This is a genomic window from Pseudomonas sp. FP2300 (assembly GCF_030687595.1).
Taxonomy (GTDB): domain Bacteria; phylum Pseudomonadota; class Gammaproteobacteria; order Pseudomonadales; family Pseudomonadaceae; genus Aquipseudomonas; species Aquipseudomonas bijieensis.
Genome location: NZ_CP117440.1, coordinates 393,883 through 418,996 on the forward strand (window position 1 = coordinate 393,883; position 25,114 = coordinate 418,996).

The following is a 25,114-nucleotide window of genomic DNA, read 5'->3' on the forward strand; positions in this document are numbered from 1 at the left end:
GGTCGCCCGGTAAGGTTCGCCACGCCCTTTCAATGGGGTAATGGCTACCGAGCAAGGACGAAGCATGACGAAAGGAAAGGGCAGTGTTCCGCAGGTCTGGGAGCATTACGGTGGCGATCGGGGCTACAGGATCCTGCGGGACATGACGCCCAGCGAACTGGCGAAAAGAGGCGCCGATCAGCAGGCCTATGAGGACATGCTCGCCAGGCAAGCGGCGTACATGAGCAAGCGTCTGGCCCAGGTGCGCGAAGAGCAACCCTCCGACATGAAGGGCTGCGTATTTGCAAAGTCCTGCAAGCTGCCTGATTCCGTTATCGACTACCACAACCCGACCGGTTACATCCCGACTGAAGCCCTGAGGGACTACGGCCAGTTTACCTTGTTGGGTGGACGTCAAGCCGATGAGTCAGGGCGCATTCAGCTTAAGAGCATCAGCGGGTCGTTAGCGGCAAGCTTTGGCACGTTTGCCTTGGGTCGGACGCCGCCGGTTTCCCTTGGTATGGCGGCCGGGGCTGCTGGCGCGGTCACCGCTCCTGTGGCGGCGGGTGTGCTGATCGGCCTGGTGGGGTTGCTGATGCCCACGAACCTGGGTGACGGTTCGTTGTACACCGAAGAGCAACTGCGTTCCCTGGAGCAGGCACGTACGCGGGTGCGGTTGCATATCGAAACCCAGACCGATGGCACGCTCAAGGGGTACGGCTACAACACCCAGGCGCGACGTGACTGGGAAATGATTCCGGTGGTGACGTTCCAGGTTCGCGGCGAGCATCAAGTGGCGGACTTTGGCGATGGGGTCGAGTTGATCTGGACGCCGGCGGTCGATGCATCCGCGACGTTGGGCATCCCGGCGCTGGAGGCCGCGCCACAGGCGCCGCACATCTGGATTTTTCCGCCAACGCCTGCGGCGGACAGCATCATCGTCAACCCGATCTATCCACCGGAGTACAAGGATTTCATTCTTGTGTTTCCGGCGGATTCTGGGGTTTCGCCGTTGTATGTTGTTTTCAACATTCGGCGCAAAGGCCTGCCCGAGGCGGGGCATGATTATCATAGGGCACCGAAGACAGAGGAAATTACTGGCTTTTCTGACTTAAAGATCGCCAAACAAAAGACGCCGCGCCAGGGCGGCGGTGGCTTTCGAGAGCGCTGGATCGATAAAAAAGGGAGAACTATTTACGAGTGGGATTTCATGCACGGCGAGCTAGAGGCATACCGTGCAAGCGATGGGAGCCATCTAGGTTCTTATGATCATTTAACGGGCGAGCAAATTGATCCCCCTAAACGAAATCGTAATATAAAAAAATATTTGTGAGGAGCGTATGGGATTAAAACTGAAGTTGAGTTGGTATGACAAAAAAACTGAGCTCGGAGAGGGGCGTGAGTACTCGAAAGATTTCGGCGACGACCCTTGGGTGCTTGATGCTCTTGGGGTTCCTGTAGAGGACAATATTAATGTGGGTGGTTTTAACGTAAATGATGAGTGGGCTGGGATACTACAGCCACATTTCGAACATGCTTTGGATTTGTCGATGTATGACTACCAAGTATCTTTTGATTATCGGGATATCTGGTGACCACCAGACTCTCCTCTCTCAACGCAACGATGAATGCTCTCCCGTTGCTTCTGCAACTTCTTCCGACCACGTTGCAAAGACTCAGTCAACCATTGGCCCAGGAACGCGCCGCGAAGCCGCCTCAAGGTCCATCAGCCCTCTGCCATAGGCTTCGCTATTGGCGTAGATACCCGTGCGATTGGTTGTCGCCAGCAGGTGTTCGCGCACTTGTTGTGGGCCGAGTTGTGGATAAAGGCTTTGCAGGGCGGCCAGTGCGCCACTGACCAGGGCGGCGGCAGGGGAGGTGCCGGCGGTTTGCATGTAGCGCCCATCTTTGCCTACCGTCAGCAGACCTGCCTGTGCGCCCGCATCGCCACCGGGTACCGCGATGCACCAGGCTGCCGCGACGCCGCAATAGTTGGATTTTGCGTTAATGGCGCTGCCGTCGCTTCTTAACGCCACCACTGCGATCCAGCCTTTTTCCAGTTCCGGCAAGGCGACCGGCAGTCCTGGCTCGGCCAGGGGCTCGCGTTTGAGCTCGTTACCGGTGGGAAAGACAAACACGGCGCCGTCCGCGACCAGCTTTCGAGCAACGGCCAGGGCGTCGGGCATTACCTGGTTGTAGCGCGCTTCGTTTATTTCGGTGGCGGGAATCGCGTTGGCCCATGAGTTGTTGAACAGCCGGGCACCCTTGTCGAAGCCGCTTTGCCAGGATTGGGCAATTTCGCTGTCGAAGAAGAACGGCTCGTTGTCATCGCCAAAGCGAAAGGGGATCAGTCGGGCATTGAACGCGATGCCATGCATGCCCTGGTGGTCCTTGTTGGCGGCGAGTATGCCGGCCATTTGCGTACCATGGCCGACACGGTCAATCGTACCTGGACGGTTTTCGACGTAATCGAACCCGGGATCACTCAGCCTGCCTTCGAATTCCTCCAGGCTGGCGTCGAGCCCCGAGTCGATCAGCGCCACGGTTACGTCCTGGCCCGTGCCGCCGCGTGCATACAAGGCCGAAGCCTTGACCACCGCCAAGCCTCTCTGTGCGTGATATTCCGGAGTTTCAAACACGGCCGGTTCCACGCCAGGTTGCCCTGGAGTTGCCAGGCAACCGGACAGAAGGAAGGCTGACGTTATCGCCAGGGCGCATAGCGCGAGAAATGGGTAGGGCATCGTTCATTCCTTGAACAAGTTTTGCACACCAGGCCTCCTGGCCTCGATGTAACGCCTGAATTGGACGCGTACCTTAACCCGCAAACTGAATGGGAACGAGATAGCAGAGAGCCCGGGGTTGTATCGCTTTGTGGCAAAGCCAAAGAACGCCGAGGCTGTATCATCCAGTATCGTTTTTGACCCCGACCTTTTCTCGACTCGCTGCGTTGGCCCGCTAGGCTTTGGGCATCGCAGCAGTCAAAGGAGCGACCGCGCATGCACAGCACCCTGGAACAGGTTTTCGGTTATCCACAGTTTCGTCCCGGCCAGGAGGCGGCCATCGGTGCCGTGCTTGCCGGTCGGTCGGCGGCGGCCATTTTCCCTACGGGCTCGGGCAAGTCCCTGTGCTATCAATTGCCGGCCCTGTTATTGCCGCACCTGACCGTGGTGGTCTCGCCGTTGCTGGCGCTGATGCAGGACCAACTGGCGTTCCTCAAGCGCCACGGTATCGCGGCGGCGAGTATCGATTCGGCCCAGGGCCGTGACGAAACCAGCGACGCCATGGCGCGGGCCCGTTCGGGTGGGTTGAAGATCCTGATGATTTCCGTGGAACGCCTGAAGAACGAGCGTTTTCGCAATTTCCTGCAGCAGGTGCCGATCTCGTTGCTGGTGGTGGACGAGGCTCACTGTATTTCGGAATGGGGGCATAACTTTCGACCTGACTACCTCAAGCTTCCCGATTACCAGCATCAGTTCAACATTCCCCAGGTATTGCTACTGACGGCCACCGCTACACCCAAGGTCATCGCCGACATGCAGGCGAAATTCGCCATTGCCGCCACTGATGTGGTGACGACCGGTTTCTACCGGCCAAACCTCAATCTGTTGGTCGAGCCCGTGCGGGGTGCCGACAAGCGCGCGCGGCTGGTGCAATGGCTGGGCGAGCGTGCCGGGCAACCGAGCATTGTCTACGTCACCTTGCAGCGAACCGCCGAACAGATTGCCGAGCATCTGGGCCGGCACGGTATCGAGGCCGAGGCCTATCACGCCGGTTTGCCCCATGAACAACGCGAAGCCATCCAGCAGCGCTTCATGGGCGGGCGATCCAATTGTATCGTCGCGACCATCGCGTTTGGCATGGGCATCGACAAGAGCGATATCCGCAACGTCGTGCATTTCGACCTGCCCAAGTCCATCGAAAACTACAGCCAGGAGATCGGCCGTGCCGGGCGGGATGGGCAGCCTTCCGATTGCCTGGTGCTGGCCAATCGCGACAGTCTCAACGTGCTGGAGAATTTTGTGTATGGCGATACGCCGGAGCTCGCCGGCATTCGTTGCGTGCTCGACGAACTGAAGGCCGCCGCCCCCGATGGGCAATGGGAATTTTTGCTGGGACCACTGGCGGACCAGAGCAACATCCGGCAACTGCCGCTCAAGACGTTGTTGGTCCAGCTGGAGCTACGCCGGCTGATCGCGCCGCGCTATGCCTATTTCGCGGAGTACCGCTTCAAGTTCCTGGTTGAGCCGCATGAACTGCTGGAGCGCTTCGAAGGCGAGCGAAGGGACTTCGTCTCGGCCATTATCCAGACTTCCAGTCGCGCCCGGACCTGGGCCACGGTGAATTTCGACGGGATGTACCAGCAGTATCACGCTGAGCGTAATCGCGTGGTCAAGGCGCTGGATTATTTCCAGGAAAAGGGCTGGATCGAGCTGGAAAGCAAACAGATGACCGAGGTGTACAGCGTGCTGGAAGCGGACCTGGATGCGCAGGTCTTGAGCGCCGAGCTACATGCCTATTTCACCCGGCACGAGCACAGTGAAATCGCGCGGATCCACGCCATGCTCGAATTGTTCGCCACCGACCATTGCTTGGGTTATCGCCTGGCGCAGTATTTCGGCGACGACAATGCGCCACGCCAGTGCGGTCACTGTTCTGTGTGCCATGGTCATGTCGCGCGCCTGCCAGAGCCGCCTGCGTTGCCGGCGCTTGTGGATAAAAACTTCGAGGCGCTGTGTGGTGACTTTATCCACAAGCATGAGCAGCACAGCGGCAGTGTGCCGTCTGCCGAACGCCTCACCCGCTTCCTGTGTGGGATCAGTGTGCCGTTGTTCACTCGCTTGAAGGCGCGGACGATCCGCGGATATGCCGCACTGCAAGAGTATCCGTACGCGCAGGTTCGCCAATGGACTCAAGCGCACCTGTGAGCTGCATCCATCCGCTGAATGCCCTTCATCACACGAATAAATTTCAAAAATATTCGGCGGCTGACTAAGGTGAAGGCTGTCTTCGGATCGCCAATAAGAGAGCAAACATGAGCCAGACACCTTTCGATATTCAACGTGCGGCGGTGGTCGGTGCAGGCACCATGGGCCGGGGCATCGTGATGTGCCTGGCCAACGCTGGCGTGGCAGTGCAGTGGGTCGACAACAATCCGCAGATGCTCGAGCAGGCACTGGTCGCCGTGGCCGAGACCTATGCCCATGGCGTGCGCCAGGGCCGTATCGACCAGGGCGAGGCCGACGCGCGGATCGCCCGGGTGACACGGGCGGATGATTACGCGGCGATCCGCAATGTGGACCTGGTGATCGAAGCCGTCTACGAAAACCTGGAACTCAAGCAGACCATCTTTCGCGAGCTGGACGGCTTGCTCAAGCCCGAGGCTATCCTGGCGAGCAACACGTCGGCGCTGGACATCGATGCCATCGCCGCTGTCACTCGCCGGCCAACCCAGGTCCTGGGCCTGCATTTCTTCAGCCCGGCGCACATCATGAGGCTGCTGGAAATCGTTCGCGGCAAAAAAACCTCCACCGCGGTACTGGATGCGGCGCTGGTGCTCGGCAAGCGCATGGGCAAGGTCAGCGTTGTCTCGGGCAATTGCCATGGGTTCATCGGCAACCGAATGCTTCATCCTTATGTGCTGGAGGCGCGCAAGATGCTGCTGGAGGGGGCGTTTCCCCATCAGGTGGATGCTGCGTTGCAAGGCTTTGGCTTCGCCATGGGGCCGTTCCGTATGTACGACGTCGTTGGCATCGATCTGGAATGGCGTGCCCGTGAACTGGCGGGCAAGGGCCAGGACGCACCCGAGGTGCAGGTGGACAACCGGTTGTGCGAGCTGGGACGGTTCGGCCAGAAAAGCGGCAATGGGTACTATCACTACGAGCCGGGCAGTCGACAGGCCGAGCATGATGTCGAGGTTGATGCGCTGGTGCTACGGGTCAGTGACGCGCTGGGTTTCCAGCGTCGCGTGATCGGCCCGGAGGAAATCCTTGAGCGTTGCTTGCTGGCGTTGGTCAACGAAGGGGCGAAGATCCTCCAGGAAGGCATTGCCGAGTCAGCCCACGATATCGACCTGGTCTACCTCAATGGCTACGGCTTCCCTGTGGACAAGGGCGGACCGATGGCCTGGGCCGACGGGCAGGGGCTGGAGGATATCCACGCACGCCTGCTGGAGCTCGAAACGAGGCAGGGTGACCAATGGAAGCCCGCGCGCCTGATCGGCGAGCTGGCAGCGCAGGGCAAGGGTTTCGCGCAGGCCTGAGGCCATGTCACGTCAAGATCATTGAACAATCGTAAAGGACACCTGATGCCGCAACGCAACGAATACCCCCACTTGCAACCCATCACCACGCGCTGGCACGACAACGATGTGTACGGTCACGTCAATAACGTCACCTACTACAGCTTCTTCGATAGCGCAGTGAATACTTACCTGATCGAAGTCGGCGGCCTGGATATCCATGACGGAGAGGTAGTGGGGTTCGTGGTGAGTTCGGCCTGTGACTACTTTGCTTCGATCGCCTTTCCAGACCGGATTGAAATCGGCCTGCGGGTCGGGAAACTGGGCAGCAGTTCGGTGCAGTACGAACTCGCGGTGTTCAAGCTGGGCGAGGAGGAGGCCTGTGCGGCGGGGCGTTTTGTTCACGTATTCGTGGATCGGGCGTCGAATCGACCGGTGGCGATTCCGGATCGGCTACGTGGGGCTTTGGAACGGTTGGTGGTCTGAAACAAAAAATCGCAGCTTCCGGTCAGGCTCTTGGAAGAGTTGCCGAAGGCTGCGATCTTTTACCAACTGGGTTTAAAGCCAGCGGTCAGTCATCGTGATAGCGATGCTTATGCTTGTGCTTGCGATGCCCATAGGCATGGCCGCGACCCGGATGGCCGTCGCGATAGTAGCGACGATCACCACGGCGACCTTCATAACGATCATCGTCGTCATCCTTGCCCATGTAGTTACCCAGCGCGCCACCGGCGCCGCCGCCCGCTGCCGCACCGATCAGGCTGCCGGTGGTGCCGCCGACACTACGGCCAACCACGTTGCCGCCGGCTGCGCCCAGCGCGCCGCCGATGGCCGCTTCGCCGCGGCTATGTTTGTCTGCACCGACCGCACTGCCGCCCGCGCCGCCCAGCGCCGCGCCGATAGTGGAACCGGTGTTGCCGCCCAGGGACTGGCCGACGACCGAACCCAAAACCCCGCCCAATGCGCCGCCCACACCTGCTTCGGCAGTACCACCGGCAGAAGCGACGCCACTGGCCAGGCTAAGGGACAACAAGAGAATGGAGGAGAACTTCATAGAGGAGCCTCAAAGGGATGACGGCGCGATCCTGAGGCTCGCTTCGCTTGCTTACAATAGAAATCCGACGAGTAGCACGACTTGTGCACAATTCTCTAAGTTATTGTTTTTAGGTGGGAACTTAAGGCGAATTGGTCGGTCTGTAGCTACTTCGGACAGGCCGTTTTCTATGGAAAACGGCCTTTTTTTGTGGGCGCTGGAAAGTACTTTGTGGTGAGGGGATTTATCCCCGTTGGGCGTGATGCGGGGATAAATCCCCTCGCCACAGGTCCGCATGATCCAAGCAGGGTCGTGTCAGGCCGACTTGGCCAGGATCAACCCATTCTCGCTCGCCGCTTCCAGGCGAATCGCGACGAATTTCGACGTTGGGGTGTGGCTGCCGTCGCCGGTGCTTTCCAGTGGCACCAGCGGGTTCACTTCCGGGTAATAGGCCGCAGCCTGCCCGGCAGGAATGTCGAACGCCAGCAGGGTAAAGCCCTTGACCCGACGCTCGCGGCCATCATCCCAGAGCGAGACGATGTCGGCTTTCTGTCCCGGCTTGAAGCCCAGGCGAATGATGTCCGCTTCGTTGGCGAACAATACGTCACGCTGGCCCTTTACGCCGCGATAGCGGTCATCCAGGCCATAGATGGTGGTGTTGTACTGATCGTGGGAGCGCATGGACTGCATGATCAGGTCGGGCAACTGGCCGGTGGCGCGGGTGCGTTCATGCACAAGGTCGGTCGGCAACAGGTTGGGCTTGAAGTTGGCGCGGCCCGACGGGGTGTTCCAGCGCCGCGAACCGGCGCTGTTGCCCAGATAGAATCCACCGGGGTTCTTCAGTTTTTCGTTGAAGTCCTTGAAGCCGGGCACAGTGTCGGCGATCAGGTCGCGGATTCGACTGTAGTCTGCCACCAGCCAGTTCCAGTCCACCGGGCGGCTGCCCAGCGTGGCGGCGGCGATGCCGGCGATGATCCACGGTTCGGAGCGCATCTGGCTCGACAGCGGCTGCAACTGGCCATTGGAGGCATGCACCATGCTGAAGGAGTCTTCCACGGTCACCGCTTGCGCGCCTTCAGCTTGCAGGTCGATGTCGGTGCGGCCCAGGCACGGCAGGATCAGCGCTTCCTTGCCGTGGGCCAGATGACTGCGATTGAGCTTGGTGCTGATCTGCACTGTCAGGTCGCAATTGGCCAAGGCCTGGAACGTTCGATGGCTGTCTGGCGTGGCTTGGGCGAAGTTGCCGCCCAGGGCGATGAACACCTTCGCCTGGCCGTCGGCCATGGCATGGATTGCCTCGACCACGTTATGACCGTTCTCGCGTGGCACCTTGAACTGGAAGCGTCGCTCCAGCGCATCGAGGAACACCGCTGGCGGGCGCTCGTTGATGCCCATGGTCCGGTCGCCCTGAACGTTGCTGTGGCCGCGTACCGGACACAGGCCTGCGCCTGGCCGGCCGATGTTGCCGCGCAGCATCATCACGTTGGCGATTTCCTGGATGGTCGCCACCGAATGGCGATGCTGGGTGATGCCCATCGCCCAGCACATGATCACGTTCTCGCTTTTGGCGTACATGCGCGCCGCTTGCTCGATTTCGATCAGGGGCAGCCCCGATTGCTCAACGATTTGCTCCCAGGAGGTGTCGTCGACAACGGCCAGGTAATCCAGCACGTTGGTGCTGTGTTCGTTAAGGAATGCGTGGTCGAACACCGCCGCAGCGCCGGTGTTCTGCGCCTCACGTTCCCATTGCAGCAGGAACTTCGCCATGCCGCGCAATATCGCCATGTCGCCGCCCAGTGCGGGGCGGAAGTACGCGGTGTTGGTGGGTTTATCGCCGTTGGTGAGCATCTCGAGCGGGTGCTGCGGGTGCTGGAAGCGCTCCAGGCCCCGCTCCTTGAGCGGGTTGATGCACACCACCTGGGCACCGCGCTTGACCGCCTCGCGCAGCGGTTCGAGCATCCGGGGGTGATTGGTGCCGGGGTTCTGGCCCCAGACGAAAATCGCGTCGGCGTGCTCGAAGTCGTCGAAGGTTACCGTGCCCTTGCCCACGCCGACACTCTGGGCCAGCGCTACGCCGCTGGCCTCATGGCACATGTTCGAGCAGTCGGGGAAGTTGTTGGTGCCATAGGCCCGTACGAACAATTGATACAGGTAGGCCGCTTCGTTGCTGGCCCGGCCCGAAGTGTAGAACTCGGCCTGGTTAGGGCTGGAGAGCCCTTGCAGGTGCTTGCCGACCAGGGCGAACGCCGCTTCCCAACTGATGGGCTTGTAGCGGTCGGTTTCGGCGTCGTAACGCATTGGCTCGGTCAGGCGACCCTGGTACTCGAGCCAGTAGTCGCTCTGCTCCAGCAGCGAGGTCACGCTGTGCTTGGCGAAAAACGCACCATCGACGCGGCGCTTGGTGGCTTCCCAGTTCACCGCCTTGGCGCCGTTCTCGCAGAACTTGACCATGCCGCTTTCCGGTGAGTCGCCCCAGGCACAGCCTGGGCAGTCAAAACCGCCATTCTGGTTGGTCTTGAGCATCATGCGGATGTTTTTCAGCGCATTGTCGCTGGTCAACCAGGCCTGAGCGACACTGATCAGCGCACCCCAACCACCGGCAGGACCCTTATAGGGCTTGTAGCGCGGTACGGGTTTCTGGTCGGCTTGTTGATGATTGCTCACGCTTGTTTCTCCATCGCAGGGCTGTAGACCCGCGGCGCACTTTTTTGCGGCAGGTGGATGAGGTTGAGGTTGTGTTGGCGGGCCCACTGCACCGCGAGGCCCGTGGGCGACGACAGGCTGACCAGGGTCTGGATGCCGGCACGCAGTACTTTCTGGATCAATTCGAGGCTGCAACGGCTGGTGACGATCGCCACGCCACCGGACACCGGGATCCGCTGCCGGACCAATGCCCCAATCAGCTTGTCGAGGGCGTTGTGCCGGCCAATGTCTTCGCGGCCCAGCAGCAATTCGCCCTGGGCATTCATGAACAACGCGGCGTGGACCGCGCCGCAGTACTGGCCCAGGGGCTGGAACTGGCCGATACGGTCACGCAGGCCTTCGAGCCATTGCGCCGGCGGCAGCGGCGCGCCGGGCAGCACCTTGAGGTTTGGCAATGCCTGCTCCACCGCTTCCACGCCGCACAGCCCGCAGCCACTGGTGCCCGCCAACTGCCGGCGTTGCTGCTTGAGGTTCCAGAAGGCGCGGTTGGCGATGGTCACCTGGGCGTGGTGCGCGGCACCCGTGCCACTCAGTTGCAGGTCATAGATGTCCGATGAGTCTTCGATGATGCCGCTGCCGAGACTGAAGCCGACAATGAAGTCTTCAAGGTCGGTGGGAGTGACCAGCATGACCGCCTGGCTGATGCCGTTATAAGCAATCGCCAGCGCCACTTCCTCGGCCAGCGCGGTGCTGTCCGAATGGGAGCGGTCCAGATTGCAGTAGCGATAGCTCTGGCTGGCGACCGGCGCGGATGTTTCCATCGCAGGCGCTGGACTGACCGGAGGCTTGTCGTTCATAGGCATCACTGAGAGTAGGAATAGTGTTAAGACTAAATGCGGCAATCTGCCACGTCTAATCGCTATTACTGATCTCTCAATAGATGACGTCGATCAAGAAGTCGTTACTGATTTCTGATAGAGGGCAAAACACGCTTCGGCCAAGGCCGAGCGTGGGGCGGCGCGGCGCATGATCAGACCCAGCGGGACCAACGTCTGCGCGCTTTCGATGGGCTGGATGCGCAAGTCTTCGGTCAGGACGTTCAGGCCGCTGTCCAAGGGCATCACCGCACAACACAACCCGCCGTGCACAGCTTGTAACAATTGATGCACCGCGTCGGTTTGCAACAGCGGTTGTGGCGTGAGGCCCCGGCTGTGGAAGTTATGGTCGATGGATTGGCGAAAATGCATGCCGCTGGTGAGCATGCCCAGGGGGAGGTCGATCAGCGCTTCCCAGCTAAGCGGTTGTTCGCCGAAAAAGAAAAAGCGCTGGTCATAGAGCAGGCCCATGCGGGTGTGGCTGAAGGGCAGGGCCTCGAAGCGTTCGTTGTCCAGGCGTTCCAGGTAGGAAATACCCAGGTCGATACGGTTGTTCGCCAGCTGTTCAAGGATGCGTTCGGAGCTCAGGGACGACAATTCGAAACGCAGGTTGGGGTGCTCGGCGTGCAAGCGTTGCATCATTGCCAGCGGGTCGAAGTCCGACAACGGCACCACGCCCAGGCGCAGCGTACCCACCAGGTTGCCACGGCAGGCCGCCGCTTCGGCCTGCAGCCCGTCATAGGCTGCCAGTACCGTGCGCGCCCAGGCCAGCACCCGTTCTCCCGGCGCGGTAAAGCCTTCAAAGCGTTGGCCGCGGTTGACCAGCGGCAGGTCGAGTTCCTCTTCAAGGCTGCGCAGGCGCATCGACAGGGTCGGCTGGGTGATGTGGCAGCGAGCGGCGGCCTGGCCGAAGTGGCGGGTTTCGTCCAGCGCAATAAGAAATTTCAGCTGCTTGATGTCCATCTTCGCTCCAAGGCGCAGGAAGAGTCGGATTCTAGCGCTTGTGGGGGGTGGGGTCATTGGTCGGCTGGGAACCGGGTTCGGCTCGCCTGGTCTAGTCTTTGGCGTCTGGACACTTAAACCCAAGGAGCGTGTGCCATGAGTATCTTTAGCTTCGTGAAAGAAGCAGGTGAAAAGCTGATCGATCTGCTGACCCCTGGCAATGCCAATGCCAGCGAACAACTGAAACAGCACATTGAAAAGGTCGGCCTGGGCAATCCGAACGTTCAGGCGACGATCGAGGGCGACAAGGTCATCGTCACCGGTGAAGTCGCGAGCCAGGAAGAGAAAGAAAAGATCCTGCTAGCGGTGGGCAACATCGCCGGTGTCGGCAGTGTTGACGACCAGATCACGGTGACCGGTCCGGTGGCAAAAGCCGCGCGTTTCGTGACCGTGAAGAAGGGCGACACACTCAGTGCCATCTCCAAGGCCGAGTACGGCGACGCGAACAAGTACAACAAGATCTTCGAGGCCAACAAGCCGATGCTGTCGCACCCGGACAAGATCTATCCGGGGCAGGTGTTGCGTATCCCTGAATAACCGGGCCCCTGTGGCGAGGGAGCTTGCTCCCGCTGGGTTGCGAAGCGACCCCAATGCGTCTGCTGCGCAGCCGAGCGGGAGCAAGCTCCCTCGCCACACTGGTCCTGTCAGAGGCCGGCGATCAAATCCCGGTAATCCCCCAGCGCTTCGAACTCCCCCGTATCCTTCGGCCCCTTGCGGCTATCCGGCTCGCTGACGGCCAGCAAGTGCGCCACGCCGAAGTCCCGGGCGCTGCGCAATACTGGCAGGGTATCGTCGATGAACAGGCTGTGGGCCGGGTCGAAATTCAGGTCGGCTTGCAGCGCGTCCCAGAATTGCGGGTTTTCCTTGGGGAAGCCGTAGTCGTGGGAACTGATCAAGCGCTCGAAGTAGGGAGCCAGTTCGATGCGCTCCAGCTTCAGGGACAACGAATCGCGGTGGGCGTTGGTGATCATCACCACGCGCTTGCCGGCGCGCTGGATCGCCGCCAGGAAGGTATCGGCGTCCGGGCGCAAGGCAATCAGGTGCGCGGTTTCCAACTTCAGTTCGCGCACCGGCAGTTTCAGTTCGCTGCTCCAGAAGTCCAGGCAATACCATTGCAACTGGCCGGCATTGCGCTCGAACAATGGCTGCAGCTCCATCTCGGCCATCGCCCGGCTCACGCCATGCAACTCGGCGTAGCGCTGGGGCAGGTGTTCGAGCCAGAAATGGTTGTCGTAATGCAGGTCCAGCAGGGTGCCGTCCATGTCCAGCAGAACCGTATCGATCTCATGCCAGGGCAGCAAAGCCATACAACTTCTCCAGCGGTAATCGGATATCCGACACAAACAATCAGAATAGGCCGGGTATAGTAGCCCGCTATCGCCCAGGGAGCCGTTTATGCGCCAGAAACCCACCATACTCGATCGCCGGATCGTCGCCACCAGCCGCCTGTTTTGCGTGGAAGAACTGAAATTGCGTTTTTCCAACGGTGTGGAGCGCACCTATGAACGTCTGGCGAGCAAGGGCGCGGGTTACGGCGCGGTGATGATCGTGGCGATGCTCGACGCCGACCACGCGGTGTTGGTGGAGGAGTATTGCGGGGGGACCGACGCCTATGAACTGTCCCTGCCCAAGGGCTTGATCGAGCCGGGTGAAGACGTGTTGGCGGCGGCTGAGCGGGAACTCAAGGAAGAGGCCGGTTTCGGTGCGCGACAGTTGGAACACCTGACCGAGTTGTCGCTGTCTCCTGGTTACATGAGCCAGAAAATCCAGGTGGTGTTGGCAACTGACCTGTATGAAGAGCGGCTGGAGGGCGATGAGCCCGAGCCGATGCGTGTGGACAAGGTCAACCTGCATGAACTGTCGGCCCTGGCACAGAACCCGCAGTTCACGGAGGGCCGGGCCTTGGCGGCTTTGTACCTGGCCCGTGACCTGCTGGCCCAGCGTGGAGTGTTCCTGTCATGACTTACCCTCATCCGTTGATGGCGCCTGTGGTCGAGCTGGCACTCAAGGCCGGTGAGGCGATCCTGCCGTTCTGGCGCGCCAACGTGCAGGTCAACCACAAGGCCGATGAGTCGCCGGTGACCGCCGCAGACATGGCCGCTCATGATGTGATCGTGGCCGGGTTGTTGGCGCTGTCCCCGGATATTCCGATCCTCTCCGAAGAAGACGCCGATATTGCCCAAAGCGTGCGTGCCAGCTGGCAACGCTGGTGGCTGGTGGACCCGCTGGATGGAACCAAGGAATTCATTTCCGGCAGCGAGGAGTTCACCGTCAACATTGCGTTGGTGGAACAGGGGCGCGTGGTGTTCGGCGTGGTGTCGATGCCCACCAATGGGCGCTTTTACGTTGGCGGCGCAGGGCTGGGTGCCTGGCGTGGCGATCGTGGCGGCGAGCCTTCGCCTATCGCGGTGCGTAATGTCCTGGCGCCGGGCGAGGCTTTCACTGTGGTCGCCAGTCGGCGACACACCAGCCCCGAGCAGGAGCGCCTGTTGGATGGCTTGAGTGGGAGCCTGGGTGAATTGCAACTGACCAGCATCGGCAGCTCATTGAAGTTCTGCCTGGTGGCCGAAGGCGCGGCGGATTGCTATCCACGGCTGGCGCCGACGTCCCAGTGGGACACTGCCGCCGCCCAGGGGGTATTGGAAGGAGCGGGTGGCGAGGTGTTGGATTTGGGCGGTGAGCCGTTCTGTTACCCACCGCGGGAGTCGCTGTTGAATGCGTCGTTCCTGGCGTTGCCGGCGAAAGCGGCGTGGCGTGGGAAGTTGTTGGAGCTTGCTCGCTCCTGAGCCCGGCTCAATCCCCTGTGGCAGAGAGGATTGTGGGAGTAAAGCTTGCTCCCACACAGAAGTGCCTCGCCACAGGGTCATGCGCCTGTTTCAGCGGTGCAACACGTACTGCCCCTCAAACTGCACCGCCACGTCATTGCTGCCGCTGTTCATCACCTGCGTCTGCAAGGCCAGTCGCGCCCGTCCGTAACGCCGGTAGGTGGCGAGGAAGCGTTTCCAGAGCTTTTCCTCAGGCGTTTCGCAGACCACGGTCGCGTCGCGAGTCACTGGCAGTGGATAGCTGATCTGCCCTTCCTGGATCACGATATGCCCGTCTTCGATGCCTTCCTCACGCAAGGCCAGGTGCAACCAACCCCAGCCGCCCAGCACCGCGCCGCAATACAGGCTGCCACCGAACATGGTGCTCTTGTGGTTGACGTTGGCCGCCAGCGGCAAGGACAGGCGCAGTTGCCGGGCCTGCCAATCAAGCACCTTGAGGCCCATGTCCCGGGTCAAGGGGATGTCGTGGTGCAGGATCGATTCCAGGTAACGGCTGTCGCGGTTCATTGCGGGGCCTCTTGCTTGAAAGGATGACGAGGAAAATTCAATCGGATTCATCGGGCGAGCCGTGGCTGCTGTCGCCAAAGGTCAGGCCGTGTTTGCGCAACTTGTCGTGCAGGGTCTTGCGTGGGATGCCGAGAGCTTCGGCCAGGCTGCGCACCGAGCTGTGGGGGCGGGCCAGTTCGGCGGCGATGAGGGTTTTCTCGAAATTTTCCACCTGCTCGCTCAGGCCGCCGCTGACCACCTCCACCGGTGCGCCGGGGCTGCCGTCCGGCGCGCTGTTGTCCAAGGCCAGTTCCAGGCCCAGGGCAAAGCGCTCGGCGGCGTTTTGCAGTTCGCGCACATTGCCCGGCCAGCTGTGGCGCAACAGCAGTGCCCGTTGCGCCGGCAGCAATTCGTGGGGCGGCAGGCCATGGCGAGCACTGGCTTCGTCGGCGAAGTGCTGGAACAGCATCAGCGCATCCTCCCCTCGTTCGCGCAACGGCGGTATGCGTAGCGGCGCGACGTTCAGGCGGTAATACAGGTCGGCGCGAAAACGCCCCTGATCGGCGGCCTGGCGCAGGTCTTCCTTGGTCGCGGCGATGACGCGGATATCCAGCGGGATCTGTTGATTACCCCCCAGTCGCTCCACCATGCGTTCTTGCAGCAGACGCAGCAACTTGACCTGGACATCCAGGCTCATGCTTTCGATTTCATCGAGAAACAGCGTGCCACCGTTGGCGAACTCGAACTTGCCGATACGGCGTTTCTGCGCGCCGGTAAAGGCGCCGGGTTCGTGGCCGAACAGCTCGCTTTCCACCACCGACTCGGCCAGGGCTCCGGCGTTGATCGCGACGAAGGGGCCGTTGCGTCGGCTTGAGAGGTCATGCAGGGCCCGGGCGACCACTTCTTTGCCGGCGCCGGTTTCACCGAGGATCAGCACGTCGGCGCGGGTGGCGGCCAGTGCGCCGATCTGCTCGCGCAGGCGCAGCATCGGTGTCGACTGGCCGACCAGGCGAGCGCTGAGTTCATGGCGATCGCTCAGGGCCAGGCGCAGGCTGCGGTTGTCCAGCACCAATCGGCGCAGGGCCAGGGCCCGGCGAACGCTGTCGAGCAGATGATCGCTGGCGAACGGTTTTTCCAAAAAGTCATAGGCCCCGGCGCGCATCGCCTGTACTGCCAGTGGCACGTCACCGTGGCCGGTGATCAGCAGCACCGGCAGCTCAGGATCCTGGGCATGGAGTTCGTGCAGTAGTTCGAGGCCGTCCATGCCCGGCATGCGAATATCACTGACTACCACACCCGGCCAGTCACGGGGCAGTTGCCCGGCCACGCCCTTGGCTTCGGCCAGGGGCAGGATTTTCAGGCCGGCCAGGTCGAGGGTCTGGCTCAAGGCCTGACGCAAATGGGGATCGTCGTCGATCAGCACTACCTCAATCCGGTTATCGATGGTCATACACTTCGGTCCTCGGACGGTTGCAGGCTCACCCCGGGGGCGCCGGCGCGCAGCTTCAGGGTAATCAGGGCGCCGCCTTCCTTGTGGTTGGCGAACGACAGTTCGCCGCCAAAGGCGCGCATCAGGGTGTCGCAGATCGCCAACCCCAGGCCAAGGCCCTGGGTGCGGGTCTTGGTGGTATAGAAGGGTTCGCCGGCGCGCCCCAGGGCTTCCATGCAAAACCCTGGGCCGTTATCGCGGATGTACAGGTTGACGCCGGTTTCGGTGGCTTGGGCGCTGAGCCAGAGTTTGCGTGGCGGGCCTTTTTCGGTAAGCGCATCGAGGGCGTTGGCCAGCAGATTGCCGAGTACCTGGCGCAGGCGGGTTTCGCCGGCTTCGACCCACAGCGTGGCGGCCGGCAGGTCACGGATCAGTTCCACTTCCATGCTGCGCCGGCGTTTGGCGAGCAGTGCCAGGGCATCGTCCAGCGCCGGTTGCAGGGCGACGCTTTCCGGGGCATGGCGGTCGCGGCGGGCAAAGGCGCGCAGATGGGCGATGATCGAGGCCATGCGCCCGGTCAGTTCGCTGATCAGCTTGAGGTTGCCCCGGGCGTCTTCGGTGCGTTGGTGGTCGAGCAGAATCTCGGCGTTTTCCGCGTAGCTGCGAATCGCTGCCAGCGGTTGATTGAGTTCGTGGCTGATGCTTGCCGACATGGTGCCCAGGGCCGACAGCTTGCCGGCTTGCACCAGGTCATCCTGGGCACGGACCAATTCCTGCTGGGCCTGCTCGCGCTCCAGTACTTCCTGCTTCAATCGCCGGTTCAGCCCTTCCAGGTCACTGGTACGCTCGGCCACCCGGCCCTCCAGCTCGTGGCGGGCCTTGGCTTCGAAGGCGATTCGATCCAGATAATGGCGCCTGCGCTGCATCATCAACCCGAGCAACAACATCAAGACCAGCAATGCCGCGCCTCCGATAGCGACCACGGTGCGCACCGGCCGATCGATCAGCGTGCGCGGGGCGAGAATGCTTACGCTCCAGCCGGTTTCCTCGATGGATTGGGTCTGGGGCAGCCAGGCATTGGCGTCCAGGTTCAGCGGCTTAGGATCGCGGGTCGGATAAGGTTGTACCGCGCTGATGGCCTTGCGCTCGTCGTCATTGAGGGGCCGGGTCGCGCGAAATCGCCATTCCTGTCGCGACGTGAGGATGACCACGCCGTTGTGATCGGTCACCAGCAATTGTTCGGGGGTCTTGCCCCATAGGCTTTCGGTGTGATCCAGGTCGACCTTGACCACTAGCACACCGATGACTTTTTCGCGCTCGCGCACGGCAGCGGCAAAGAAGTAACCGCGTTTGCCCGAGGTGGTGCCCAAACCGAAGAAACGGCCCAGGCGCCCGGCCATGGCTTCGATGAAGTATGGCCGGAAGGAGAAATTGCGTCCGACGAAACTGTCGTGTTTGTCCCAGTTCGATGCGGCCAGGGTCTTGCCGGAAGGGTCCATCAGGTACATGACTTCGGCACCGGTCTGGACGCTGATGTTTTTCAGCAGCTGGTTGGCATTGCCTTGGGTCACGCCATCGTCCGGTGCCGACAAGGCGGCGCGCAAGGCCGGCAGGTCGCCGAGAATCTGTGGCAGCATCTCATAACGGTGCAGGGTGCCCAACAGGTTGGCGACATAGAGGTCCAGGGTCTGGCGGTTCTGCCCGGCCAGTTCGCTGCGGTAATAACGTTCGGCCAAGTGCTCCAATGGCCACAGCAGCGGCGCCAGGCACATCGCGAGCAAGGCCAGGCTGCGCCAACGGGGTCTGCGGGGAAGGGTGGAATTCATGAGCATCGGGCGCCTGTGGTGACAGGCGTATTATGCCTAGTTGCCTCGCAAATACTATTTGTAAGGCAGCACTAGGCTTGTCCGGCAAGGCACCGTTGCAACGCGCTTCGCCAGTCCGGCTGGCTCACTCCCCATTCCCTGAACAGTCGCGTGCAATCCAGGCGCGAGTTCAGCGGCCGAGGGGCTGGAGTCGGATAGGCGCTCGACGCAATGGGCTCAAGCAGTGCGCACGGTTTGTGTCGTTCGAGCAGGTTTTCGCCGATGGCCTGGGCGAAACCGAACCAGGACGTCTCGCCCTGGGCTGTCAGGTGATAGGTGCCCCACGCGCCGGGTCGGCCGGCTTGCCAGCGCTCGATCAGTTGGGCGGTGCTGTCGGCGATGGTGCCCGCCCAGGTCGGTGCGCCAATCTGATCGGCCACCACCCGCAACTGCGGTTTTTCCTGCAACAGGCGCTGCATGGTCAACAGGAAATTGCGGCCTTCGGTGGAGTACACCCAACTGGTGCGCAGAATCAGGTGCAGGCCGCCGGCCTGGCGGATGGCATTTTCGCCGGCCAGTTTGCTGCGTCCGTAGACACTCAGCGGATTGGGCGTGTCGTCCTCGGTGTAGGGGGCGGGCTTGAGACCATCGAAGACGTAGTCGGTGGAGTAATGAATCAACGGGATGCCCAGCCCGACCGCCGCCTGGGCCAGGATACCCGGGGACATGGCATTGATGGCGAACGCCCGTTCCGGTTCGCTCTCGGCCTGATCGACGGCCGTGTGGGCGGCGGCGTTGATGATCAGGCCGGGCCGCAGGGCCTCGATGGGCGTACGCAGGGAATCCGGTTGCGCCAGATCGAACTGGTCGCTGCCGTGTACGAGCAACTCGCCCATGCCGGACAGGCGCGATTGCAGTGCCCGGGAAACCTGGCCATGCTGGCCGATGATCAAGATGCGCAAGGAAGCACTCATGGAAACAGGTCTGCCTCGTGCAAGGTCTTGCCGTTCTGGTCCTTGGCCGAGAGGACCGGTGCACCTTCGAGCTCCCAGTCGATGGCCAGTTGCGGGTCGTCCCAGCGAATGCAACGTTCGGCGGAGGGCGCGTAGTAATCAGTGGTCTTGTAGAGGAAGTCCGCCGACTCGCTCAGCACGACGAAGCCGTGGGCGAACCCTGGTGGGACCCACATCTGCCGATGGTTCTGCGCCGACAGGCGTACGCTGACCCACTGACCGAAGGTCGGCGAGCTGCGGCGAATGTCCACCGCGATATCCAACACCTCCCCGGCAGTGACGCGCACGAGTTTTCCCTGGGCCTGTTCGATCTGGTAGTGCAGGCCCCGCAGCACGCCCCGGGTGGAGCGTGAATGGTTGTCCTGGACGAATTGCAGGGTAGAGCCAGTCGCCTCGGCAAACGCCCGGGCGTTGAAGCTTTCGTAGAAAAAACCCCGATCGTCACCGAAGACTTTCGGCTCGATGATCAGGACATCCGGCAAACGGGTAGCGATGACGTTCAACGTGTTTCTCCTGCGATCTTGAACAGGTACTGGCCGTAGCCGGTCTTGCCAAAATACTGGGCGCGCTCAAGGATGTGCTCGCGGCTGACCCAACCTTGCTGGTAGGCAATTTCTTCCAGGCACGCCACTTTCAGGCCTTGGCGATGTTCGATGGTTTGCACGTACTGCGAGGCTTCCAGCAGGCTGTCGTGGGTGCCGGTATCCAGCCAGGCGAAGCCACGGCCGAAGCGCTCGACATGCAGGTCGCCGCGTTGCAGGTAGGCATTGTTGACGTCGGTGATTTCCAGTTCGCCGCGTTTGGATGGCTTGATGGCCTTGGCGATCTCGATCACGTCGTTGTCGTAGAAATACAGGCCGGTCACCGCGTAGCTGGATTTAGGCGCGGTGGGTTTTTCCTCGATGGACATCGCCCGCCCTTGCGAGTCGAAGTCGATCACGCCAAAACGCTCAGGGTCCTTGACCCAGTAGCCGAACACCGTCGCGCCACTTGGCCGGTTGATGGCCGTCTGCAATTGCTCGCCGAAATACTGACCGTGGAAAATGTTGTCGCCCAGGATCAGGCACACCGAGTCGCCGCCAATGAACTGCTCGCCAATCAGGAATGCCTGGGCCAAGCCATCGGGCGACGGCTGCTCGGCATAGCTGAATTGCACGCCAAACTGATGGCCGTCACCCAACAGGTTGCGGTATTGCGGCAGATCCTGAGGGGTGGAAATGATCAGGATGTCCTTGATGCCCGCGAGCATCAACACCGAGATCGGGTAATAGATCATCGGCTTGTCATAAATCGGCAGTAGCTGTTTGGAAACCCCGAGGGTAATCGGGTGCAAGCGTGTGCCGGAACCGCCGGCCAGAACAATACCCTTCATCATGCAATTGCATCCTTGTTGTCGAGCGAGCCCAGGCGCTCGCCCTGATAGCTGCCGTCCTGGACACGCTGGCACCACAGCAGGTTTTCGAGGTACCACTGCACGGTCTTGCGCAGACCGGTCTCGAAGGTTTCCCGAGGTGTCCAGCCCAGTTCCCGTTCGATCTTGCTCGCGTCGATGGCGTAGCGCAGGTCGTGGCCGGGGCGATCCTGGACGAAGCTGATCAGGTCGGCGTAGTGCTCGACGCCTTCGGGTTTGCGTGGCGCCAGTTCTTCGAGCAGCGCGCAGATGCTGCGTACCACGTCGATGTTTTTCTGCTCGTTGTGCCCGCCAATGTTGTACGTCTCGCCGACCGTGCCTTGGGTGACGACCTTGAGCAGCGCGCGGGCATGGTCTTCGACGAACAGCCAGTCGCGTACTTGCTGGCCGTTGCCGTAGACCGGCAACGGCTTACCGGCCAGTGCGTTGAGAATTACCAGTGGGATCAGCTTCTCGGGGAAGTGAAACGGACCATAGTTGTTCGAACAGTTGGTCAGCAGCACGGGCAAGCCGTAGGTACGTTGCCAGGCGCGGACCAGGTGGTCGGACGCCGCCTTGCTCGCCGAATACGGTGAGCTGGGGGCATAGGCGGTGGTTTCGGTAAACAGGTCATCCACACCGTGCAAGTCGCCATACACTTCGTCGGTGGAGATGTGGTGGAAGCGAAACGCGCGCTTCTGCGGCTCGGCCAGGGCCTGCCAATAAGCGCGAGTGGCTTCCAGCAGGCTGTAGGTGCCCACGATATTGGTCTGGATGAAGTCCGCCGGGCCATCGATGGAGCGGTCTACATGGGACTCGGCCGCCAGGTGCATGATGGCGTCAGGCTTGAATCGCGCGAGCACCGCACTGACAGTCGCTTGATCGACAATGTCGGCCTGGACGAATTCGTAACGGCTGTCGTGATCGATGCTGCTCAGCGATTCGAGATTGCCAGCGTAGGTCAGCTTGTCGAAGTTCAGGACCTGGTGCTCGGTATCGAGAATCAAGTGCCGTATGAGCGCCGAGCCGATGAAGCCAGCACCGCCAGTGATGAAAATGCGCATCCGGTTAAGCCTTTTTCCGTTGGACGACAAAGCACAAGAGCATAGCTTGTCGGCATGGCGGGAGCGGTGCAAGCGAATATCCCATGGACACGCCCTCCCAACACGGCGTTTCAGGAAGACTGTGCATATTTTTGAACAGGAGGGGTTGCTTATCCCCCGACTCAGTGGCGAGATAGGCATCCGAACAAAACCACTTCAGGGGTCCTTGTATGCCATTCGCTACGTTGGTTCACCGTGCCAGTTTGCCAAGCCCACAGATCAGCGCCGAGCAAGCGCTGGTGCTGTTGCGCTCGAATTACGGACTCAGCGGCGACCTGCGACCCCTTGGCAGCAACCAGGACCTCAACTACCGCGTCGACAGCGACCGCGGGCGCTTTGTGTTGAAAATTTGCCACGGCGACTACGCTGTCCCGGAAATCCAGGCCCAGCACGCCGCCCTCAAGCAGTTGGCCGGACACGCCGCGGTGAAAGTGCCGCGAGTGATTACCGCCAGCAACGGGCAGGACCTGCTGACCTTGGACGTCGACGGCCAAGCGGTTCACATGCGACTGCTGGAGTACATCGATGGCCAGTCCCTCACGCAGCTCAAGCACTTGACGCCCGAACTGGTGACCGGCCTGGGCCGCCTGTGCGCGGAAATGGACCTGGCCCTGGCGACATTCGACCACCCTGGCCTGGAGCGCACCCTGCAATGGGACGCGCGCCACGCCCCGGCTCTGGTCGAGTACCTGTTGCCTGTCATTGAGGATGAACAACGGCGCCATCTGGTCGCCGAGGTTGCACAACAGGCCGAGCGACGCTTGCAGCCGCTCAAGGCCAGCCTGCCGGTGCAGGCGATCCACATGGACATCACCGATGACAACGTGGTCTGGCAGCGCGATGCCCAGCGCCAGTGGCAATTGCAGGGCGTCATTGATTTTGGCGACCTGGTCCGTACCTGGCGCATCACTGACTTGTCGGTGACGTGCGCGGCCCTGCTGCATCACGCCGACGGCGATCCGTTGTTCATCTTGCCGGCGATCAAGGCCTACCACGCGGCCAACCCCCTGCAACACCAGGAGCTGTTGGCGCTGTGGCCGCTGATCGTGGCGCGCGCCGCGGTGCTGGTGCTCAGTGGTGAACAGCAGGTTTCCATCGACCCAAACAACCAATACAGCCGCGACAATCTGGCCCATGAGTGGGAGATTTTCCAGGTCGCCCACTCGGTGCCCCTCGAACTGATGGAAGCGGCGATTCTCACCGCCGTCGGCCACAGCCTCCCGGCCATTGCCAGCGAAGGCTTTGCGCCGCTGTTGCCGACCCTGGTAGGGCGTGAGTTCGCCTTGATAGACCTGGGTGTGCTGAGCCCGCATTTCGAGGCCGGCAATTGGGAACAACCGGGGATCGACCAGCGTCTGTTGAGCGAAGCCGCTGGCGTCCACGGTCTGGCCGCCAGCCGCTACGGACAGTACCGGTTATCCCGCACCCGACCGGACAGCGCCGTCGAACCCGATACTTATCCACTGCACGTAGAGTTGAGTGTGCCTCGGGGTACACCGCTCGAATCGCCGTTCGCCGGGGTCGTGCACAAGAGCGCCGAGGGCTTGTTGCAACTGGACAGTGCCCAGCTGAGCGTGCGGCTATGGGGTGTGACGTCGCCGCTGCATTCCGGCGCGGCGCTGGTCAAGGGGCAGGTGCTGGGCGAAGTGACGGGGCCGTTGCGGGTCCAGTTGTGCAGAGGGGGGCAGGTGAATCCGCCGCTGTTCTGCACGCCCTCCCGTGCCCTGGCCTGGCAAGCGCTTTGCCCTTCGCCGGCGGTGCTGCTGGGGCTGGCTTGCGATGCTGAGCCGGAGATCGACCCCGAGGCGCTGCTGGCCCGTCGCGATGCGAGCTTTGCCCGTTCGCAGAAGCACTACTACGTCGACCCGCCGCGTATCGAGCGTGGCTGGCGCAACCACCTGATCGACATGCAGGGCCGCTCGTACCTGGACATGCTCAACAACGTCGCCGTGCTGGGCCACGGCCATCCACGCATGGCGGCAGTGGCTGCCCGGCAGTGGTCGCTGCTCAATACCAACTCGCGTTTCCACTATGCGGCGATCGCCGATTTTTCCGAGCGCCTGCTGGCGTTGTCACCGTCCAACATGGACCGGGTGTTCCTGGTCAACAGCGGCACCGAGGCCAACGACCTGGCGATCCGCCTGGCCTGGGCCTACAGCGGCGGACGGGACATGCTCAGCGTGTTGGAGGCCTACCACGGCTGGTCGGTGGCGGCCGATGCGGTCTCGACCTCCATCGCCGACAACCCCCTGGCCCTGAGCAGCCGCCCGGACTGGGTGCACCCGGTGACCGCACCGAACACCTATCGCGGCCAATTCCGTGGCCCCGACAGTGCGCCGGACTACGTGCGCAGCGTCGAACACAACCTGGCGAAAATCGCCGAGAGCAAGCGCCAGCTCGCCGGTTTCATCTGCGAACCGGTGTACGGCAATGCCGGCGGGATCGCACTGCCGGCCGGTTACCTGAAGCAGGTCTACGCGATGGTGCGCGAGCGCGGTGGGGTCTGCATCGCCGACGAGGTACAGGTCGGTTATGGGCGCATGGGTGAGTTTTTCTGGGGCTTCGAAGAGCAAGGCGTGGTCCCGGACATCATCACCATGGCCAAGGGCATGGGCAACGGCCAGCCGCTGGGCGCGGTCATCACCCGCCGGGAAATCGCCGAGGCGCTGGAGGCCGAGGGGTATTTCTTTTCGTCGGCCGGTGGCAGCCCGGTCAGCTGCCAGATCGGCATGGCGGTGCTGGATGTCATGGAAGAGGAAAACCTCTGGGAAAACGCCCGCGTGGTTGGCGGGCATTTCAAGGCTCGGCTGGAGGCCTTGATCGACCGCTATCCGTTGGTTGGCGCGGTGCATGGCTCCGGGTTCTACCTGGGCGTGGAACTGATCCGCGATCGCGCCACATTGGAGCCGGCCACTGAAGAAACCACGGCGTTGTGCAACCGCCTGCGAGAGCTGGGGATCTTCATGCAACCGACCGGCGATTACCTGAACATCCTCAAGATCAAGCCACCGATGGTCACCACGCGCCAGAGTGTGGATTTCTTCGTCGATATGCTGGCGAAGGTATTGAACGAGGGGCTGTAATCGATCTGGAACGCCAAGCTGCGAAGCTGTGTTCCCCTGTGGGAGCGAGCTTGCTCGCGATGACGGTGTCCAGGCCAACATTAATGTGGCTGGCTCCCCGCTATCGCGAGCAAGCTCGCTCGCACAGGGGTTTAGCGTTTTAAAATCGATTTTTGTCGATATTTTTAGCTTATATCTGGTGGTTATTATATTTTTAGACTTTATTAGTCG

At 61.5% G+C, this 25,114-nt stretch carries 22 protein-coding genes; 9 read left to right on the forward strand and 13 right to left on the reverse strand.

Translation table 11 applies throughout. The annotated features are described in order from the left end of the window. Positions 1-64: 64 nt before the first annotated feature. Both PSH86_RS01650 and PSH86_RS01655 read left to right on the forward strand, forming a co-directional pair. On the forward strand, positions 65-1,312 hold the full coding sequence (locus PSH86_RS01650) for a colicin E3/pyocin S6 family cytotoxin (protein ID WP_305487342.1): 1,248 nt from the start codon (positions 65-67) through the stop codon (positions 1,310-1,312). 7 nt (positions 1,313-1,319) lie between these two features. After that, positions 1,320-1,574 (forward strand): colicin E3-like toxin immunity protein, encoded by a 255-nt coding sequence (locus PSH86_RS01655; RefSeq protein WP_305487345.1) that lies wholly within the window; start codon positions 1,320-1,322, stop codon positions 1,572-1,574. Between the two features lie 81 nt (positions 1,575-1,655). On the opposite strand, the gene PSH86_RS01660 is transcribed toward PSH86_RS01655, so the two are convergent. Beyond that, positions 1,656-2,720, reverse strand: coding sequence for a S8 family peptidase (locus PSH86_RS01660; protein ID WP_163855750.1), 1,065 nt, complete (start codon positions 2,718-2,720; stop codon positions 1,656-1,658). Between the two features lie 255 nt (positions 2,721-2,975). Between PSH86_RS01660 and PSH86_RS01665 the strand changes: the two genes are divergently transcribed. From PSH86_RS01665 to PSH86_RS01675, 3 genes are all read left to right on the forward strand, one after another. Further along, complete coding sequence (locus PSH86_RS01665) at positions 2,976-4,904, forward strand: ATP-dependent DNA helicase RecQ (protein ID WP_109751929.1); 1,929 nt, start codon at positions 2,976-2,978, stop codon at positions 4,902-4,904. A gap of 107 nt (positions 4,905-5,011) precedes the next feature. Then, entirely contained in the window at positions 5,012-6,238 is a 1,227-nt protein-coding gene (locus tag PSH86_RS01670) for a 3-hydroxyacyl-CoA dehydrogenase (RefSeq protein ID WP_163855746.1), read from the forward strand. Positions 6,239-6,283: 45 nt separating this feature from the next. Further along, positions 6,284-6,703 (forward strand): thioesterase family protein, encoded by a 420-nt coding sequence (locus tag PSH86_RS01675; RefSeq protein WP_109751931.1) that lies wholly within the window; start codon positions 6,284-6,286, stop codon positions 6,701-6,703. Between the two features lie 85 nt (positions 6,704-6,788). On the opposite strand, the gene PSH86_RS01680 is transcribed toward PSH86_RS01675, so the two are convergent. The 4 genes from PSH86_RS01680 to PSH86_RS01695 all read right to left on the reverse strand — a co-directional run bounded on the left by PSH86_RS01680 (position 6,789) and on the right by PSH86_RS01695 (position 11,731). Continuing rightward, on the reverse strand, positions 6,789-7,271 hold the full coding sequence (locus PSH86_RS01680; protein ID WP_176688795.1) for a glycine zipper domain-containing protein: 483 nt from the start codon (positions 7,269-7,271) through the stop codon (positions 6,789-6,791). Between the two features lie 294 nt (positions 7,272-7,565). Then, positions 7,566-9,914 (reverse strand): FdhF/YdeP family oxidoreductase, encoded by a 2,349-nt coding sequence (locus PSH86_RS01685; RefSeq protein WP_116833947.1) that lies wholly within the window; start codon positions 9,912-9,914, stop codon positions 7,566-7,568. After that, a complete protein-coding gene (fdhD, locus tag PSH86_RS01690; protein ID WP_305487355.1) occupies positions 9,911-10,750 on the reverse strand; it encodes a formate dehydrogenase accessory sulfurtransferase FdhD in 840 nt (279 codons plus the stop codon). Before fdhD ends, PSH86_RS01685 begins: the two co-directional genes overlap by 4 nt. Before the next feature lie 93 nt (positions 10,751-10,843). Continuing rightward, on the reverse strand, positions 10,844-11,731 hold the full coding sequence (locus PSH86_RS01695) for a LysR family transcriptional regulator (protein WP_305487357.1): 888 nt from the start codon (positions 11,729-11,731) through the stop codon (positions 10,844-10,846). 135 nt (positions 11,732-11,866) lie between these two features. Here PSH86_RS01695 and lysM point away from each other — a divergent pair, with 135 nt between their 5' ends. Beyond that, positions 11,867-12,307, forward strand: a complete 441-nt coding sequence (gene lysM, locus PSH86_RS01700) for a peptidoglycan-binding protein LysM (protein WP_163855738.1) — start codon at positions 11,867-11,869, stop codon at positions 12,305-12,307. 107 nt (positions 12,308-12,414) lie between these two features. On the opposite strand, the gene yrfG is transcribed toward lysM, so the two are convergent. Further along, positions 12,415-13,077 carry a GMP/IMP nucleotidase gene (gene yrfG / locus PSH86_RS01705; protein WP_232201396.1) on the reverse strand — a complete coding sequence of 221 codons (663 nt, stop codon included), beginning with the start codon at positions 13,075-13,077 and terminating at the stop codon, positions 12,415-12,417. Between the two features lie 88 nt (positions 13,078-13,165). Between yrfG and nudE the strand changes: the two genes are divergently transcribed. Then, on the forward strand, positions 13,166-13,732 hold the full coding sequence (gene nudE / locus PSH86_RS01710; protein ID WP_116833949.1) for an ADP compounds hydrolase NudE: 567 nt from the start codon (positions 13,166-13,168) through the stop codon (positions 13,730-13,732). Beyond that, positions 13,729-14,556: a 3'(2'),5'-bisphosphate nucleotidase CysQ gene (cysQ, locus tag PSH86_RS01715; protein ID WP_116833950.1), complete on the forward strand. Its 828-nt coding sequence runs from the start codon at positions 13,729-13,731 to the stop codon at positions 14,554-14,556. Before nudE ends, cysQ begins: the two co-directional genes overlap by 4 nt. 90 nt (positions 14,557-14,646) lie before the next feature. Here the strand turns inward: cysQ and PSH86_RS01720 are convergent, their stop codons facing one another. The 7 genes from PSH86_RS01720 to rfbB all read right to left on the reverse strand — a co-directional run bounded on the left by PSH86_RS01720 (position 14,647) and on the right by rfbB (position 21,782). Next, complete coding sequence (locus PSH86_RS01720; RefSeq protein WP_176688793.1) at positions 14,647-15,102, reverse strand: YiiD C-terminal domain-containing protein; 456 nt, start codon at positions 15,100-15,102, stop codon at positions 14,647-14,649. Positions 15,103-15,139: 37 nt separating this feature from the next. Further along, positions 15,140-16,531: a sigma-54 dependent transcriptional regulator gene (locus PSH86_RS01725; RefSeq protein ID WP_116833951.1), complete on the reverse strand. Its 1,392-nt coding sequence runs from the start codon at positions 16,529-16,531 to the stop codon at positions 15,140-15,142. Further along, positions 16,528-18,336 carry an ATP-binding protein gene (locus PSH86_RS01730; protein WP_109751943.1) on the reverse strand — a complete coding sequence of 603 codons (1,809 nt, stop codon included), beginning with the start codon at positions 18,334-18,336 and terminating at the stop codon, positions 16,528-16,530. The genes PSH86_RS01725 and PSH86_RS01730 overlap by 4 nt, the downstream gene beginning before the upstream one ends. A 71-nt stretch (positions 18,337-18,407) precedes the next feature. Further along, positions 18,408-19,289: a dTDP-4-dehydrorhamnose reductase gene (gene rfbD / locus PSH86_RS01735; protein WP_305487365.1), complete on the reverse strand. Its 882-nt coding sequence runs from the start codon at positions 19,287-19,289 to the stop codon at positions 18,408-18,410. Then, positions 19,286-19,831: a dTDP-4-dehydrorhamnose 3,5-epimerase gene (gene rfbC, locus PSH86_RS01740; RefSeq protein WP_109751945.1), complete on the reverse strand. Its 546-nt coding sequence runs from the start codon at positions 19,829-19,831 to the stop codon at positions 19,286-19,288. The genes rfbD and rfbC overlap by 4 nt, the downstream gene beginning before the upstream one ends. Then, positions 19,828-20,703 carry a glucose-1-phosphate thymidylyltransferase RfbA gene (gene rfbA / locus PSH86_RS01745; protein ID WP_109751946.1) on the reverse strand — a complete coding sequence of 292 codons (876 nt, stop codon included), beginning with the start codon at positions 20,701-20,703 and terminating at the stop codon, positions 19,828-19,830. Before rfbA ends, rfbC begins: the two co-directional genes overlap by 4 nt. Beyond that, positions 20,700-21,782, reverse strand: a complete 1,083-nt coding sequence (gene rfbB / locus PSH86_RS01750; RefSeq protein ID WP_109751947.1) for a dTDP-glucose 4,6-dehydratase — start codon at positions 21,780-21,782, stop codon at positions 20,700-20,702. Before rfbB ends, rfbA begins: the two co-directional genes overlap by 4 nt. A gap of 209 nt (positions 21,783-21,991) precedes the next feature. Here rfbB and PSH86_RS01755 point away from each other — a divergent pair, with 209 nt between their 5' ends. Beyond that, positions 21,992-24,904 carry an aminotransferase gene (locus PSH86_RS01755; RefSeq protein WP_305487371.1) on the forward strand — a complete coding sequence of 971 codons (2,913 nt, stop codon included), beginning with the start codon at positions 21,992-21,994 and terminating at the stop codon, positions 24,902-24,904. Positions 24,905-25,114: the final 210 nt, after the last annotated feature.